Origin of the sequence: Hyphobacterium marinum (assembly GCF_036330325.1) — a bacterium.
Lineage (GTDB): Bacteria > Pseudomonadota > Alphaproteobacteria > Caulobacterales > Maricaulaceae > Hyphobacterium > Hyphobacterium marinum.
The window spans coordinates 193,202-209,340 of sequence record NZ_JAZDRO010000004.1; the positions used below are offsets into that span (position 1 = coordinate 193,202).

A 16,139-nucleotide genomic window follows, 5' to 3' on the forward strand; every position below is an offset into this window, starting at 1 on the left:
AGGCTAGAGCGCCTCGTTCTTCAGGCGATTGCGGTAGTGCAGGATTTCGCCCTTGTCGCGCCGGATCTGGTCCTCCAGCCCGCGGTCGATTCCCGACGTGTGAAAGCGTGCCCAGTCATTGGCGTAGAGCTTGCCCTCGACCAGACCGGCCGGGTCCGCACAGATATGGAAGATGTAGAAATACGGCAGCACGACGAGCCAGGCGGTCGAGGCCGCGCTCAAGGTCAGGGATTCGTCGATCTCCAGCCCGAGCAAAAAGCTCGCCGCGACAAAGGCCGCATTGAGCACGAACAGAATCAGGAAGCCGCCCCATTTGTAGAGGTCGGTATTTCGGCGGATCTGGAAGAGAATGTTGCGAATCCCCAGCTCGTTGAGGAATGAGCGCCAGATCATCCAGTGATAACACAGCATCCAGTCGACCGCCGAGTTCAGGACCTCGCCCTCATTGGTCTTTTCCTTCTCCGCATTCGCCGCTTCTTTCAGCGCGTCGGTCCGGATGGTGTTGATGCGGTTCAGGCGGGTTTCGACATAGCCGTTGAAGTTGGCCGTGTTGCGGATCTGCTGGTTCTTGTACGAGACGTAATAGGAAAAGACCGCGAAGATCAGGCCCACCGCCATGCCCAGGGCAGCCAGCAGAACTGCCGGATCCTGAAAAGCAGAAACTCCTGCAAAAGCATCTGATTGCAGGGCATGTTGAATGTAAACCGCGAACAGGGGTGCAAAGCCGATCCCGAGCGCCAGCGGCAGGATTTTCGCGAAATAGGTCGACGTGTTGGCATTGGTCGTATGCCGCATGCGCGTCAGCGTCCCGACATAATACCGGTCTTCCTCGTCAATGCTGCGCAACTTGCCGCTGGCTTCCGAGCCGTCACTGGCCAGAACCGATTCCTGTTGCGCATTCCCGTAGATTTCCTCGATATAGTCGCCTTCCGATTCCTCATAAAATACACTATGTTGATTAAATAAATTAATCGGATGTGCGAAAAAGCGCCGGGCTTTCAGCGCATAGACCCGGGCCGCCTCCATATCCACTTCTGAAGAGCGCAGCGCAATGATGGCAGGGCGCGGAAAACTCTTGAAGAAGACCGACTTTTCGACATCACGCAGGTTGCCGGATTGCACTTCGGCATGCGCGTTGGCCGCCGCCGAACCGTTCTCGGTTTCACCGCCGGTTTCCGCAGTCTCGCCATGACCGGCTGCCGCAGCGACAGCGGCTGCGCGCCCGGCGCGCGATCCCGCCGAGGCCGCGCCTGAACGCTTCAGCATGCCCATTGCTTTCTTCAACGCGAAACGCCTCCATTAACCCTATGTCGCATCATGGCGTCATTTGCCCGGCATTGTAATCGGGATTCCCGTCATAGGAGTCCTGCCTACCGCCGGGACGGGGCTTGCCGGGCCAGCCCCACAGCGCGATGGTGCCGCCAAACCATGACAGGAAAAGGACCGTCCCGATGATCCGATCGCTCAGCCTTCTCGCCGCAATGGCGCTGTCCGCGACCGCCCACGCCCAGGACCGCCCGGAATGGGCGATCGTCGTTCATGGCGGGGCCGGTGTCATCGAACGCGACTCGATGGATGCCGAAACCGATGCGGCCTATCGCGCGGCCATGAACCGGGCGCTCGAAACCGGTTCGGCGATCCTCTCCGAGGGCGGTACGGCACTCGACGCCATCGAAGCGGTGATCCGCGAAATGGAGGATGACATCCTCTTCAATGCGGGGCGCGGCGCAGTGTTTACAGCCGCGGGCCAGAACGAGCTTGATGCCTCGATCATGGACGGGGCAACGCTGAATGCCGGGGCGGTCGCCGGTGTCACGCAGGTGCGCCACCCGATCACACTGGCGCGGTCGGTGATGGAAAATTCCCGCCACCTGATGTTCACCGGCGCGGGCGCGGAGACCTTTGCCGCGGAGCAGGGCATGGAGCTGGTCGATCCGGCCTGGTTCTTCACCGAGCGCCGCTGGCAGGCGCTGGAACGTGCCCTGACGGCGCAAGGATTGCCCATCCCGGAACGTCCCGAAGGCGCGCCGGAGCCCGAGCCGGTCGATCACACGCTGCTGGAACGGCTCGATCGCGAGCACCGCTTTGGCACGGTCGGCGTCGTCGCCCTCGACAGCGACGGCAATATCGCGGCGGGCACCTCGACCGGCGGGCTGACCGCCAAGCGCTGGGGCCGGGTAGGGGATTCCCCGATCATCGGCGCGGGCACCTATGCGTCGAACAATTCCTGTGGCGTCTCGGGGACAGGAACGGGCGAATACTTCATCCGCCTGACCATTGCGCGGGAGATCTGTGCTCTGGTTGAGTACCAGGACATGAGCCTCCAGGCCGCCGCCGACGAGGTCATCCAGAACCGTCTGACTGCACTTGGCGGGGATGGTGGCATTGTCGCTCTGACACCAGACGGCGAGATCGCCTGGAGCTTCAACACGCCCGGCATGTACCGCGCGTCGCTGACCGCTGGCGGCGCGCCGCGCGTCGCGATCTATGGCGACGAGGACTAGGCCCGTGACCGGACCGCATGGCGCAGCACTGACCGGTATTTTCGCAACACCGCTGATCGAGGCCAAACCCGATGCCGCGCAAGGCCTGATCGCGCCCTTGAAGGCCGCGATCCTGGCTCGCCGCGACAGCCATCCCGGCATCGCCCGGTCGAACATTCTCGGCTGGCATTCCGACACCATGATGCTCGACTGGGCCGGCGAACCCGCGGGTCTGCTGGCACGCACCGTGGTCGAGACCTGCGCCGGGTTCACTCACGACATGGGAAGGCGTTCCGGCGGCGAGCCGCGCTTCGAATTCGGCATGGACATGTGGGCGAACATCTCCCCGGCCGGAGCCTCGAACCAGATGCACGCCCACCCCAGCTCGCTATGGTCGGCGGTCTTCTATGTCGACGATGGCGGTGACCCGGATTCGGGCGAACTCGTTCTCCTTGATCCGCGCTTTCCCATGAACCGCATGACGGCGAGCGATGTCGCGCTGGGCGAACGCCCGGCGGACGGCGCGCCGCTGTCGCAGGTTCATTTGAAGCCCGAACCGGGCAAGCTGGTCATCTTCCCGTCCTGGCTGATGCATTCGGTGCGGCCCCACAACGGGCCGGGCGAGCGTATCTCCATCGCGATGAACCTCCCGGTGCGGCAGGTGGCATGAGGGCGCTGCTCGCAGGAACGGCCTATTTCGCGATGGTCTTTGCCGCCGGCTTTGTTCTGGGGGCGATCCGCACGCTCATCCTCGCGCCCCGCGTCGGCGATCTCGCTGCCGTCCTGATCGAATTGCCGGCCATCCTCGCCATCGCCTGGTGGGTCTGCGGCCAGATCATCCGCCAGTTCCGCCTGCCCGGTGAGCTGACCTCCCGGCTGGTCATGGGGGCCAGTGCGTTCGTGCTGTTGATTCTCGCCGAGTACAGCCTTGTCTGGTTGATTTCCGGCCTGGAGGCGTCCGAATTCCTGGCAAGCTGGGGCATGTCTCTGGCCGGCGCGGTCGGTCTTGCCGGACAGGTCCTGTTCGCGGTTTTTCCGCTTCTGCAAGAGCGGCGGACTTCCATTTAGTTTCAAATGTAACTAGTTTCCGGGGCGAGCCAGTCAGATGGAGTCGCGTCATGGGCAATCGCAAATGGATTTCCGCCTCTCATGTCGAGGGCAATGCCTCGCGCCAGGCACATGCCGATTTCCCTGAGGGCACCTATGAGCGCGAAATGTCGAAGGAAGGGTTCTTCGGTCCTGCCGCCTTCCTCCATCACAAGAACCCGCCGACCGGCTGGACGCATTTCGAAGGCCCGCTACAGCCGCGCGCCTTTGACCTGACGAAGCTGAATGCCGCCGACCTCAGCCCGTGGGCGTCGCGCATAGTGTTGCACAACAAGGCGACCGAGATCCGCTTCTGGAAGCTGGCCGAGGCGATGCCCGCGCTGGCGCGCAATGGCGACGGCGACCAGCTGCTCTTCATCCATGCGGGGCAGGCGGATCTCTTTTGCGATTTCGGCCATCTGGCCGTCGAGCCGGGCGATTATGTCTATTTGCCGCGCGGCACGATGTGGCGGCTTGATCCGTCGCGGCCGCTGTCAGTCCTGATGATCGAAGCGACCAACACCCACTACACGCTTCCTGACAAGGGGCTGGTCGGTCCGCACGCCATATTTGACCCGGCCATGCTCGACGCGCCGGAAATGGACGAGGCCTTCCGCGCCCAGCAGGCCGGCGAGAACCGCGACTGGACGATCGAGGTGAAAAAGCGCGGCGAGGTCAGCCGCATCACCTATCCGTTCAACCCGCTAGACGCGGTAGGCTGGCATGGCGAACTCGCGCCGGTGCGCCTGAATGTGCGCCATATCCGGCCGCTGATGAGCCACCGCTATCACCTGCCGCCGAGCGCGCACACGACCTTCCTGTCGGACCGCTTCGTCGTGTGCACCTTCGCGCCGCGCCCCTTCGAGACCGATCCCGGCGCGCTGAAAGTGCCCTTCTTCCACAACAATGACGATTTCGACGAAGTTCTCTTCTACCACGCGGGCGACTTCTTCAGCCGCGACAATATTGATGCCGGGATGATGACGTTTCACCCGTCGGGCTTCACCCACGGTCCGCACCCCAAGGCGCTGAAGAACATGCTCAAACAGTCCAAAACGGCCACCGACGAATACGCGGTGATGATCGACACGCGCGATCCGCTCGATGTCGGCGAGGACGCCGCCTCGGTCGAGAATCGCGACTACGTCAATTCGTGGAAGCCGAAAGCGGCGGAATAAGTCGCCGACGCTTCCCGGAACCGGCGCAGCCGGTGTCCGGGATCCAGCCAACTCGGAGTACACTGGGCCCCGGTCTTCGCCTGCGGCGAAACCGGGGAGCGTCGGTGGTTGAGTAAAAGGGGAGCGTATTGAATATCCCGACTGTCTCCCGCATTGAAACCCGTGCGCCGAGGCCGTATCTGGCTCTTTAAGATCAACCGCTAGCGAGGTCTCGCCCCGTGATCCCCGAAAAGCTCGAAGCCGGCTTTCGCCGTTTCCGCGACGAACTCTATCCGCGCCACAAGCGCACCTATGAGCGTCTGGCCGACAAGGGACAGACACCGCACACGCTGGTGATCGGGTGCAGTGACAGCCGGGTTGATCCCGCGGCGATCTTTGATGCCGGTCCGGGTGAGCTGTTCGTGGTGCGCAACGTCGCCAACCTCGTCCCGCCCTTCGAGACCGATGGCGGGTTTCACGGCGTATCCGCGGCCGTCGAGTTCGCGGTCGGCAGCCTGAAAGTCTCCAACATCCTCGTCATGGGCCACCGCCAATGCGGCGGGGTCGAGGCCTGTGCCAGCGGGCATTCGCCCGAAGACAGCCTCTTCGTCGGCCACTGGATCAGCGCGCTGCACCCGGCGCTCGAAGAAAGCCGGGCCGATGTCGGGGCCGATGCGCCGCTAGGTGAATTGTCCGCCGATCTGGAATTGCGGGCGATCCGCCATTCCATCGAACGGCTGAAAACCTATCCCTTCGTCGAAAAGGCACTGGCCGAGGGCCGTCTGGCGTTGCACGGCGCACGCTTTGGCGTCGCCGATGGCGAGCTGGAATGGCTCGGTGATGACGGGACGTTCTCACCGGTCCGCATCTAGCGCCATGGCCGGGCTGTCCCCGCGGCGCTAAACAGGGCGCATACTCCTCAATCGCTTTGAACGGAAACGCATCCATGAAACTCGCCACGCTCAAATCGGACTCCCGCGACGGCCGCCTGGTCGTTGTCTCGAAGGACCTCGCCTGGTGCGCTGACGCCTCGACCGTCGCGCCGACCCTTCAGGCCGCGCTCGACGACTGGGACCGGTGCGAAGGCGCGCTGCGCGACCTGTCTGACCAGCTCGAACGCGGTGCCGTCCCGAAAGAGCGCTTCCACGAGCGCGAGGCGCTCTCGCCCCTGCCGCGGGCGTTTCAGTGGGCGGACGGCTCGGCTTACGTCAATCACGTCGAACTGGTCCGCAAGGCGCGCGGCGCGGAAATGCCGGAAAGCTTCTGGACCGACCCGCTGATCTATCAGGGTGGGTCTGATGCCTTCCTTGCCCCCCGCGGTGACATTCCGCTCGGCGACGAGGCCTGGGGCTGTGATTTCGAGGGCGAGGTCGCCATCGTCACCGGTGACGCCCCAATGGGCGTGAAAGCCGCCGAGGCGAAAGACGCGATCCGCCTGATCATGATCGTCAATGACGTGTCCTTGCGCGGTCTGATTCCCGGCGAGCTGGCCAAAGGATTTGGCTTCTTCCAGTCCAAACCGCCCACCGCCTTCTCGCCGGTCGCGATCACGCCCGATGAGCTGGGCGATGCCTGGGACGGCGGCAAGGTGCATCTGCCGCTTGTCTCCCATTTGAATGGCGAGAAATTCGGCGAGCCGGATTGTTCGGTCGACATGACGTTCGACTTTCCGCGCCTCATCGAACACGTCGCCAAGACCCGCCCCATCACGGCCGGCTCGATCATCGGCTCGGGAACGATCTCCAACAAGATGGATGGCGGACCGGGCAAGCCCGTTTCCGAAGGCGGAGTGGGCTATTCCTGCATCGCGGAGATCCGCATGATCGAAACGATCGAGAGCGGCAAGCCGAAGACGAGCTTCATGCGCTACGGCGACACGATCCGGATCGAAATGCTTGATTCAGAAGGGTATTCCATTTTCGGTGCAATCGAGAACACGGTGGTGAAATACGAGGCCTAATTCGGTTTGGGCAGATCGGTGCGTAGTTGGTAGCGCTGTCCGTCGAATAACTCGAACATTTCCCCGGCCTGCGGATGGCCGACCGGGCCGTTGTCAGAATCGGGCAGGAGATTCTGTTCCGAGACATAGGCGGTGTAGAAGCTGTCGTCGTTCTCGGCCAGCACGTGATAGAAGGGCTGGTCCTTCTTCGGACGGATCGCCTCGGGGATCGCCAGCCACCATTCTTCGGTATTGGCGAACTGGGGGTCGACATCGAATATCACGCCCCGGAAGGGAAAGAGCCGGTGGCGGACGACGTCGCCGAGCGTGAATTTGGCCTGTCTCTGTATCATCGGTCCGGGTCTGCTTATCGCGTCTCTGTCACAAATCGGTTCATGACGGCTTGATGATCGCCGCAAGGGGATTATCCTCCCCGGTTGAGGCAATAATCAGGCCGGACCCGCGGCGCGCCCCATGACCACCGGGCCTCGCGCGCCCGTCCCGGCAACGAAGGTAACTTGTTATGGCGCGCGAGCCAGTCCGCGCCGAGGAGCCGCCGTCCCGCAAATCCGGCGGGAGGCGTCCGCGGCGTGACCGCCGGCCCCCGGGGCCGGCTTATGCAGCCATTGATTTGGGCACGAATAACTGCCGGATGCTGATCGCACGGCGGTCCCCGGACGGATTCCGCATTATCGATTCCTTCTCCCGTATCGTCCGCCTGGGCGAGGGGCTGAACGAATCAGGAGCGCTGTCGTCCGCAGCGATGGACCGGGTGATTGCCGCGCTGTCGGTCTGCGCCGACAAGATGGACCGGCGCAGCGTGAAGGCCTCCCGCTGTGTCGCGACGCAGGCCTGCCGCATCGCCAGCAACGGCCCGGAACTGATGACGCGGATCAAGGCCGAGACCGGGCTCGATTTCGACATCATCACCGCCGAGGAGGAGGCGCGCCTGTCGGTCCTGGGATGCCTCGACCTGATGGACGAGAGCTTCGAAACCGCGCTGGTCGTCGATATCGGCGGCGGCTCGACGGAGCTGTCCTGGGTCGATCTCGCCGTCTGGCGCGAGCGCGGCGGATATGCCTCGGGCGGCCGTCCGCCAGTGCGCACCTGGGCCAGTGCGCCGGTCGGCGTCGTCACGCTCGCCGAGCGCTTCCCGGAAACCGCCGAGACCGCGGACTGGTATGCCGCCATGCGCGATTTCGCCGCCGCCCAGCTCAAAACGCCGAAGGGCGCAAAGAAGCTGCGCAAGCATTTCCGCGACGGGCGCGCGCATCTCGTCGGCACGTCCGGCACGATCACCTCGGTCGCCGGGGTCCATCTCGAATTGCCCCGGTACGAACGCGCCAAGGTGGACGGGCTGTGGATGAGCGCGGACGAGACACTGGCGGCCTGCAACCGCCTGTCGGCGCAGGACTTCAAGGGCCGCTCCGCCGAGCCCGTCATCGGCACCGAGCGCGCCGATCTGGTGCTCGCCGGCTGTGCCATCCTCGAGGCCGTGATGGCGGCCTGGCCGGCCGAGCGCCTGCGTGTGGGCGACCGGGGCCTGCGCGAGGGCCTGTTGATGAATCTGATGCGCAAGCCGCGCCGCCGCCGGGGTGGCCGCCGGGCCCGGTCCACAGCCCAGAGAAAGGCTGCCGAATGAGCGACGACACCGAATCCGGCGAGGAGCCGAAACGCCGCCGCAAGAAGAAGGCCGACCGGGAGGTCAAGCCGAGCGATGCGCGCGCCTCGAAACAGTTCCACGAGAAGGTGAAAACGGCGCGGGGCCGCAAACTTTCCTCCACGCGCTGGCTGCAGCGCCAGCTCAACGACCCGTATGTCCAGCGCGCCCAAGCCGAAGGCTATCGCTCCCGCGCGGCCTACAAGCTGATCGAGCTCGACGACCGGTTCCATGTCATCCCCAAGGGCGGGCGCGTGGTGGATCTCGGCGCGGCACCCGGCGGCTGGGTCCAGGTGGCGCTCAAGCGCGGGGCGAGCCATGTCGTCGGGGTCGACCTGCTCGAGATGGACCATATCGCCGGGGCCGAGCTGATGGTGCTCGACTTCTCAGAACCCGACGCCCCGGCGAAGGTGAAGGCCGCGCTGGGCGGTCCGGCCGACGCCGTCCTCTCCGATCTCGCGCCCTGGACGACCGGCCACAAATCGACCGACCATTTGCGCATCATCGCGCTGGTTGAACTCGCCGCCGCCTTCGCGCTCGAGACCCTCAAACCCGGCGGAGCCTTTGTCGCCAAGGTCTTCCAGGGCGGCACCGAGGACGAGCTGCTGAACCAGCTCAAGGGCCGCTTCGCCAAGATCCGCCACGCCAAACCGCCCTCGAGCCGTGCCGAAAGCGCAGAGACCTATCTCGTCGCGACGGGGTTCAAGGGGTGAGACGGGGGTGGCCCGATAAAGGCGGGGATAGCGCCCCGGCTATCCTCCGGGTGAGTTGCCAGACCCGGCTTATCCCCACCCCGGGGATAGCCGGAAATTTATTCCCCTAAATCCTGGTGGTTTTCGCGGCGAAAATCGGTCGTCTGTTCGTCGTCTTCTGGCGTCTATTCGCACTCTTCTGGCTGTGTTGCCGCTTTTGCGGGTTTTCGGGCTATTTCAGCATGAACTTATCCCCGCCCGGTGCGGCACGGTGCAGGGTGGGTGAGGAAAGCCTAGAACGATGCCGAAATCGCTCTAGAGCAGTACGTTCTGAGCTTCCGCCAAATGTGTAAGCGCGGACGCGATCAATCCGTCCATCGATTGGTCTTGGACAATTGTAATTTGCTGACCGGAATGTGAAAAACTCTCGGCATTATTAAGCATGTAAGGCAGGTCGGCGCGGTCATTAATGAGATAGATCGAGGGGATGTTCTTTCCCAAGGCAATACCCGCCTCCACAAGGACGCTGGATGGTTTGGGGGGAAGTGGCGATAAATACAACAAAATGAACAAATCAGCGCGTTCCAAAGCGGCAATATCTTGCTCAAGCGCTTCGTCAGAAAGATCCCATTTTTTACTGTCGGCAATTTCCAGGGCCGGGCAGAAAATTTTCGCACCGGGTGCCTTGCGACGTATGGCGTCCACCAATGCAATGACTTTTTCTCTGTTTTCCGAATATTTTCGGCTATCGAAAGCGGACATTGGCGTGGCAATAAAAATCTCAAGCCCTGCGGCTCGGGATTTTGCAGTCAGATTACCTACGGCCTGTTGCATTCCGCTCCACCTAGACTGACGAAGCGCAATAGATTCCGATTCTTGCGTCGCGTCACGATACAAACGAGCAATAAAAGAGGCTGATAATGCTAATCACTTGCCATCATTGAGTCGAGAGATGTTTCAGCGTTCCATAACGCCTTTCGCATTGCGCTGAAATTCGGCAATGGCTGCGTCGATTGTATCGAATTTCAGTCTGCGCACATGGTTCCTCGATTGGGGGACGTGATCGAGACCATCGAGTATCCAGGGCAGGGACGTCTGATTGGATATGCCGCTTCCCGGGGTCGTAATGAAGATGCAATTCCTCTTTTTAGCTAGCGCGTAGCCGGCTTCCACCAGACTGCCTGTTGGTGTTGGGTCGATATAAATCAAAATGAAATGCTTGCTGGATCGGATCTTCTTAAACAAATCACGCGTATTCGATGCGCTTTGTTCAAAGTTATTTGGGTTGGGAAGTGATGATATCGCTGAATGGCAATCGTACCCTGCAGCTTTCAGGGCGTGAAAAATTTCCATGATTTTTGAGCGAAAAACCTCATATGTCTTGGGATCTTCCGACATTGGTGCCGACAAGAAAACACGCTTGCGCCGACGCAAGTAGCGCGCGCACCAAATTAGCCCACGAACGACAAAGGCACCGACAATAGTGATTACCAAAGTCACAATAATTGCTTCAGCGGTCATACTTTCGAGTTCCCTATTACGGATGACTATGTTCGAGTTTGCATAGCCGCTTTCATTTGGCAAGCACAGGTTGTTCTGGTTCGCCTAAAAGTGATAAAAGTTTGTTCGGGTGCGTGTTTTTTGGTTCAAAACGCCATTTGGAAAAATTGTGCTACTGGCATGCGTGTTCGTACTGGCCGTACCATTAGGTATTGAATGAAAGTGATACGCACTAGTATTTGACCAAACCTACAATTGGGCTCGACCGCGGAAAGGACATTGCATGAGCGCCCTCAGCAGGCTCCAACGCGTCGCCTTGACAGACATCTGGACAACAGAAGCTCAGCATTTCACGCCTTGGCTGGCTCGGGAGGAAAATTTGGCCTTGTTAGGCGGAGCGCTGGAGCTGGAGCTTGAACACGAGGCGACCGAGAAAAATGTCGGGCCATTCCGCGCCGATATATTGTGCAAGGATCTAGCTGACGGAAGCTGGGTACTGATCGAAAACCAGCTCGGTCGCACCGACCATCCGCATCTGGGCCAGTTGTTGACCTATGCCTCCGGGCTGAAAGCGGTCACGATTATCTGGATCGCTGCCGCCTTCACCGACGAGCATCGCGCGGCGCTCGACTGGCTGAATTCAATAACTGAAGACGATTTCCGGTTCTTCGGGCTGGAAGTCGAACTTTGGCGGATCGATGACAGCGCAGCGGCCCCGAAGTTCAACATCGTTTCGAAACCCAATGAGTGGTCGAAGTCGGTTAGCAAGGGCAAACGCGAAATTGACGCCGCCGATCTAACGGGCGTCAAGGCAACCCAGTTTGAGTACTGGACGGCTTTCGCCGAAACTGCGACGGCACGCAGTAAGATACTGCGCCCGCAAAAACCACGGCCTCAGCACTGGACGTCCATGAGTATCGGGCGGTCCGGCTTTTATGTTTCGGCGCTGGTAAACAGCCGGGACAACCTGATTGGCGTCGAGCTCGTCATGGCTGACGAAAACGCCAAGCCCCATTTCGATCTGCTTGAGCAGGAAAAAACCGAAATCGAGTCCGAACTTGGAACCCAGCTGAACTGGAAGCGTCTTTCCGACGGCAAGCATTCCAAAATTGACGTATGGAAGGCGGATGTAGATTTCCGCAAGGAGACAGATTGGCCACAGCAACATGCGTGGTTGATCGACATGCTGGAGCGTTTCCACAAGGTGTTTTCCGACAGGATACGTTCTCTCGATGCCGAAAACTGGGAGCCACCTTCCGAACCGGATGAATTCGTCATTGAGACCTGACACTCCGCGAACGATATAAATCACGGTCCCAGCGCCCCCTGCTTTCGCAGGGGCCGGCGGCTGGGACCCAGTCTTTGGTTCGCTGGATTCCGGCTTTCGCCGGAACCGCATGGGTATATGTGACCTCCGCCCCGGACATCGTTCCGGGGCCCACCGATTGCGGCGGGTCAGGCGCCGCATTCGGGCACGTCTGTTGGGCCCGGAATAAATCCGGGACGGAGTGTTGGTTTCTTCAAAGTCCCGGCTCTGTCCCTTCGGGTCAGCCGGGATGCCAGGCATGCTTCCTCTCCCCTCCAAGGGGGGAGGATTGAGGTGAGGGGGTCATGCAGGTGCGCACGCAGGCTTTGACCAACCCCTCACCCCGGCCCTCTCCCCTTTTGAAAGGGGAGAGGGAGACTCCCCCCTTTGACAGACCTTCGATTCCGCACTAAGCCGCACCCGCAAGCAGCGAGGAGGTCTTCCGATGAGGGAGATTGGCGAAGGGCTCACCTTCGATGACGTGCTCTTGCAACCCGGAGCCTCAAGTGTTTTGCCCGCCGACGCGGAGCTGACCACGCGCGTCGCGCGCGATATTCACCTGAATATTCCGATCCTGTCCGCCGCGATGGACACGGTGACCGAGGCTCCGCTGGCCATCGCGCTGGCGCAGGCCGGCGGGCTGGGCGTCATCCACCGCAACCTGACCATCGCGCAGCAGGCCGAGGAAGTCCGGCGCGTGAAACGGTTTGAAAGCGGCATGGTGGTCAACCCGATCACCATCGCGCCGACCGCGACGCTGGCCGAGCTGAAAGACCTGATGGCCCATCACAAGGTGTCGGGCATTCCGGTTGTCGAGGGCGGCAAGGGCGGTCCGGGCAAGCTCGTTGGCATCATCACCAACCGCGATGTGCGCTTTGCCGACGACCCGAACGAGAAGGTCGCGAGCCTGATGACGCGCGACGTCGTTACCGTGCGCGAAGGGGCCGATCCGGACGAGGCGCGCCGCCTGCTGCACAAGCACCGGATCGAGCGCTTGCTGGTCGTTGACGGGGACGGGCGCTGCGTCGGCCTGATCACAGTCAAGGACATGGACAAGGCGCGCACCCACCCGCTCGCCGCCAAGGACGCCCAGGCGCGCCTGCGCGTCGCGGCCGCGACCACGGTCGGCGACAGCGGGATGGAGCGTGCCGAGGCGCTGGTCGAGGCTGGCGTCGATGCCGTTGTCATCGACACCGCCCATGGCCACAGCCAGGCCGTGATCGACCAGGTGGGACGGGTCAAGCGCCTGTCGAACGCGGTCCAGGTCGTCGCCGGAAACGTCGCCACCTATGACGCGACCCGCGCGCTCATCGATGCCGGGGCGGACTGTGTGAAGGTGGGGATCGGGCCGGGCTCGATCTGCACCACGCGCATCGTCGCCGGTGTCGGCGTGCCGCAACTGACGGCGGTCATGGAAGCGCGCCGCGCCGCGGACGGATCGGACGCGACGATCATCGCCGATGGCGGCGTGAAGTATTCGGGCGATTTCGCCAAGGCGCTCGCCGCCGGGGCGGACGCGGTGATGATGGGCTCGCTGCTCGCCGGAACCGAGGAAGCGCCGGGCGAGGTGTTTCTCTACCAGGGCCGGTCCTACAAGGCATATCGCGGCATGGGCAGCGTCGCGGCGATGGCGCGCGGCTCGGCCGACCGCTATTTCCAGAAGGATGTCGGCGACCAGATGAAGCTGGTGCCTGAAGGCATTGAGGGCCAGGTGCCGTTCAAGGGGCCCGTCGGGCCGATCCTGCACCAGATGGTCGGCGGGCTTCGCGCCGCGATGGGCTATACCGGCGCGAAGACGCTCGCCGAATTCCGCGAGAAGGCGAATTTCATCCGCATCACGGGTGCGGGCCTGCGTGAAAGCCATGCCCACGACGTGACGATCACCCGCGAAGCGCCGAACTATCCCACGCCGACTTAAGGGGCCACTTAGTTTTCCTCCCCCGCCTGCGGGGGAGGTGTCCCGGCCTTGCGCCGGGACGGTGGGGGGAGATTAATACCCCCCCCTCGGCCCCCTTTGGGCCACTCCCCCCGTGAACGGGGGGAGAAACCTGAACGGAGACACGTCCATGCCATACCCCGAAGGCACCTACATGCTGTTGCTGGCCATGCTGGCGCAGGCCGGGTTGATGACCGTCCTGTTGTTCGCGCTGGGGATCGGGCGGTTCTCCGCCGTCATGGCGCGCAAGGTGCGCTTCAATCCGGACGGGTCCCAGACCTTCCCGAAAAAACTCGTCTGGCTGTCGGACTGCGTGAACAACCAGTTCCAGGTGCCGCTGCTCTTCTTCACCGCCGCCCTGCTGGCGATGCATCTCAATGCCGCGAGTGACCTCTTCGCGATATTCGCCTGGGTCTTCGTGGTCTTCCGCTATCTGCATGCGGCGATCTTCGTGACGGTCAATCACATCCTCTCGCGCTTCGCGGTGTTCGTGGTCAGCGCGCTCGCCGTGCTGGCGATGTGGGTGATGCTGGCGATGCGCATTCTGGGAGCCTGACCCGATATGCGTGACGCCGGGCGCATCGCCGCCGCCATCGAGATCATCGACGCGATCGAAACCCGCCACCGGCCCGCACGCAATGCGGTCAAGGAGTGGGGGCGGGACCACCGCTTTGCCGGATCGGGCGACCGCGCCTGGATTGGCGGGCTGGTGCTCGACACGCTGCGCCACAAGGCGTCGGTTGCATTCGCCATGGGCAGCGAAGCCCCACGCGCCCTGGTGCTGGGCACGGTCACGCGTGCCTGGGGCTGGACGGCGGACGACCTCGCCTCGAAATTCGCCGGTGACGAACACGCGCCAGATCCGGTTACCGAAGAAGAAGCCGCGGGATTCACCCGCGATATTTCCGGTGCCCCGGCGAACGTGCAGGGCGACTTCCCGGCCTGGGCGGAACCCTCACTCAAGCGCGTCTTCGGCAAGGACCTGATCACGGAAATGCAGGCCTTCGCGGCGCGCGCGCCGGTCGATCTGCGCTTCAATGGCCTGAAAGTGCAGGGCGACAAGGCGATCAATGCCGTTACCAGCAAGATCCCGAGCGCGCATACCGGTGCACTCTCGGCGAGCTGTATCCGCATCCCCCAGACCGATCCGACAGGCAAGAATGCGCCTGCGGAGAGCATTCCCGCCTATGGCAAGGGCTGGGTCGAGGTACAGGACGAGGGCAGCCAAATCGCCGGTCTCGCCGCGGGCGCGCAAGCCGGCGATCAGGTGCTCGACTTCTGCGCCGGGGCGGGCGGCAAGACGCTGGAACTGTCGGCGATGACCGGTAATGCCGGCCAGGTCTATGCCTGGGATGTCGACTGGCGGCGCCTGCGTGCCATCTTCCCGCGCCTGCAGCGTGCGGGCGCAAGGAATGTGCAGGTCCGTGACGGCGACGAGACGACGCTGTCCGACCTCGAAGGCCGCATGGACGTGGTCTTTGTCGACGCGCCGTGCACCGGATCCGGGACCTGGCGGCGGCGGCCGGATGCGAAATGGCGCTTGAGTGAGAAGCAGCTGGAGCAGCGTATCGAGCAGCAGGACGAAGCGCTCGACAATGCCGCGAAATACGTCAAGCCCGGCGGGCGTCTGGTCTATGTGACCTGCTCGGTCTTCCCGGAGGAAAATGCCGACCGGGTGGAGGGCTTCCTCGCCCGCGAGCCCGATTTCGTGCAGCGTTCCACGCTCGACGCCGTCTTGGCGTCCGGCGGCCTCGCTGACGGAGCTGAAAACGTGCTGGCGAAATGCGTTGATGAGTCCGGCGCGCTGCAACTCTCGCCGCACAGGTCCGCCACGGACGGATTTTACATCGCCGTGCTGGAGCGGGTGGGGTGATTATATTTTCCGTGAAACCCCGGCCTTGAGCCGGGGCCTCCCGGCGATGACGAGGTCCCGGATACCGCTTTCGCGGTTCCGGGATTTCAAAGTTGGGATGCATAGGCGTATTCACCGGCCATTGCCGCCTGACATGACGGACTGGACCTTGGCCGGATAGATTGCTCCCATGACCCCCCAGACCCTCCTCGTCAAAGCCATCGGCTATGCGCTCGTTGCGGCGTTCTGGGCGGTGGTGATCGGCCTGCCGCTCGCCTGGTGGCTGGGCGGACACTACGCCTCGCCCTGGCCGTGGGGCATTGGTGCTGCGTTCGGCCTTGCTGCTTCGGTCTGGAGCGACTGGCGGGCGCGGGGGAAGCGCAGACTTGATCCTCCTCTCCCCTCTGGGGGAGAGGATTGAGGTGAGGGGGTCGGGCCGGATTGAGTTCGACCTTGCACCAACCCCTCACCCGGCGCTTCGCGCCACCCTCTCCCCTTGGAAAAAGGGGCGAGGGTCGTTCAGCCCAC

General features: G+C 62.7%; 17 protein-coding genes. 13 read left to right on the forward strand and 4 right to left on the reverse strand.

Annotated features, from left to right (window positions below; genetic code table 11):
• Positions 1-3: 3 nt before the first annotated feature.
• Positions 4-1,266 carry a hypothetical protein gene (locus tag V0U35_RS10635; protein ID WP_330196691.1) on the reverse strand — a complete coding sequence of 421 codons (1,263 nt, stop codon included), beginning with the start codon at positions 1,264-1,266 and terminating at the stop codon, positions 4-6.
• Between the two features lie 185 nt (positions 1,267-1,451).
• On the opposite strand from V0U35_RS10635, the gene V0U35_RS10640 reads away from it, so the two are divergent.
• The 6 genes from V0U35_RS10640 (at position 1,452) to V0U35_RS10665 (ending at position 6,686) form a co-directional block, all read left to right on the forward strand.
• Positions 1,452-2,504 (forward strand): isoaspartyl peptidase/L-asparaginase family protein, encoded by a 1,053-nt coding sequence (locus V0U35_RS10640; protein WP_330196692.1) that lies wholly within the window; start codon positions 1,452-1,454, stop codon positions 2,502-2,504.
• Positions 2,505-2,508: 4 nt separating this feature from the next.
• Positions 2,509-3,153 carry a TIGR02466 family protein gene (locus V0U35_RS10645; protein WP_330196693.1) on the forward strand — a complete coding sequence of 215 codons (645 nt, stop codon included), beginning with the start codon at positions 2,509-2,511 and terminating at the stop codon, positions 3,151-3,153.
• On the forward strand, positions 3,150-3,551 hold the full coding sequence (locus tag V0U35_RS10650; RefSeq protein ID WP_330196694.1) for a hypothetical protein: 402 nt from the start codon (positions 3,150-3,152) through the stop codon (positions 3,549-3,551). Before V0U35_RS10645 ends, V0U35_RS10650 begins: the two co-directional genes overlap by 4 nt.
• 50 nt (positions 3,552-3,601) lie before the next feature.
• Positions 3,602-4,747, forward strand: coding sequence for a homogentisate 1,2-dioxygenase (locus tag V0U35_RS10655; RefSeq protein ID WP_330196695.1), 1,146 nt, complete (start codon positions 3,602-3,604; stop codon positions 4,745-4,747).
• Between the two features lie 218 nt (positions 4,748-4,965).
• Complete coding sequence (locus V0U35_RS10660; RefSeq protein WP_330196696.1) at positions 4,966-5,598, forward strand: carbonic anhydrase; 633 nt, start codon at positions 4,966-4,968, stop codon at positions 5,596-5,598.
• Between the two features lie 74 nt (positions 5,599-5,672).
• Positions 5,673-6,686 (forward strand): fumarylacetoacetate hydrolase family protein, encoded by a 1,014-nt coding sequence (locus tag V0U35_RS10665; RefSeq protein WP_330196697.1) that lies wholly within the window; start codon positions 5,673-5,675, stop codon positions 6,684-6,686.
• On the opposite strand, the gene hspQ is transcribed toward V0U35_RS10665, so the two are convergent.
• Positions 6,683-7,018, reverse strand: coding sequence for a heat shock protein HspQ (gene hspQ, locus V0U35_RS10670; protein ID WP_330196698.1), 336 nt, complete (start codon positions 7,016-7,018; stop codon positions 6,683-6,685). The genes V0U35_RS10665 and hspQ overlap by 4 nt on opposite strands.
• A gap of 170 nt (positions 7,019-7,188) precedes the next feature.
• Here hspQ and V0U35_RS10675 point away from each other — a divergent pair, with 170 nt between their 5' ends.
• The gene (locus V0U35_RS10675; protein ID WP_444881641.1) at positions 7,189-8,307 is read left to right on the forward strand and encodes a Ppx/GppA phosphatase family protein; all 1,119 of its coding nucleotides are present in this window, start codon (positions 7,189-7,191) and stop codon (positions 8,305-8,307) included.
• A complete protein-coding gene (locus tag V0U35_RS10680; protein WP_330196700.1) occupies positions 8,304-9,038 on the forward strand; it encodes an RlmE family RNA methyltransferase in 735 nt (244 codons plus the stop codon). The genes V0U35_RS10675 and V0U35_RS10680 overlap by 4 nt, the downstream gene beginning before the upstream one ends.
• Positions 9,039-9,332: 294 nt before the next feature.
• On the opposite strand, the gene V0U35_RS10685 is transcribed toward V0U35_RS10680, so the two are convergent.
• Together V0U35_RS10685 and V0U35_RS10690 are read right to left on the reverse strand one after the other, a co-directional pair.
• Positions 9,333-9,851, reverse strand: coding sequence for a hypothetical protein (locus V0U35_RS10685; RefSeq protein WP_330196701.1), 519 nt, complete (start codon positions 9,849-9,851; stop codon positions 9,333-9,335).
• A gap of 123 nt (positions 9,852-9,974) precedes the next feature.
• The gene (locus V0U35_RS10690) at positions 9,975-10,538 is read right to left on the reverse strand and encodes a hypothetical protein (protein ID WP_330196702.1); all 564 of its coding nucleotides are present in this window, start codon (positions 10,536-10,538) and stop codon (positions 9,975-9,977) included.
• A 262-nt stretch (positions 10,539-10,800) separates the two neighbouring features.
• Between V0U35_RS10690 and V0U35_RS10695 the strand changes: the two genes are divergently transcribed.
• The 5 genes from V0U35_RS10695 to V0U35_RS10715 all read left to right on the forward strand — a co-directional run bounded on the left by V0U35_RS10695 (position 10,801) and on the right by V0U35_RS10715 (position 16,032).
• Positions 10,801-11,805: a DUF4268 domain-containing protein gene (locus tag V0U35_RS10695; RefSeq protein ID WP_330196703.1), complete on the forward strand. Its 1,005-nt coding sequence runs from the start codon at positions 10,801-10,803 to the stop codon at positions 11,803-11,805.
• Positions 11,806-12,268: 463 nt separating this feature from the next.
• The gene (gene guaB, locus V0U35_RS10700) at positions 12,269-13,741 is read left to right on the forward strand and encodes an IMP dehydrogenase (RefSeq protein ID WP_330196704.1); all 1,473 of its coding nucleotides are present in this window, start codon (positions 12,269-12,271) and stop codon (positions 13,739-13,741) included.
• 148 nt (positions 13,742-13,889) lie between these two features.
• Positions 13,890-14,315, forward strand: a complete 426-nt coding sequence (locus tag V0U35_RS10705; protein ID WP_330196705.1) for an MAPEG family protein — start codon at positions 13,890-13,892, stop codon at positions 14,313-14,315.
• A gap of 6 nt (positions 14,316-14,321) precedes the next feature.
• A complete protein-coding gene (locus V0U35_RS10710; RefSeq protein WP_330196706.1) occupies positions 14,322-15,632 on the forward strand; it encodes an RsmB/NOP family class I SAM-dependent RNA methyltransferase in 1,311 nt (436 codons plus the stop codon).
• A gap of 169 nt (positions 15,633-15,801) precedes the next feature.
• Positions 15,802-16,032 carry a hypothetical protein gene (locus V0U35_RS10715; RefSeq protein ID WP_330196707.1) on the forward strand — a complete coding sequence of 77 codons (231 nt, stop codon included), beginning with the start codon at positions 15,802-15,804 and terminating at the stop codon, positions 16,030-16,032.
• Positions 16,033-16,139: the final 107 nt, after the last annotated feature.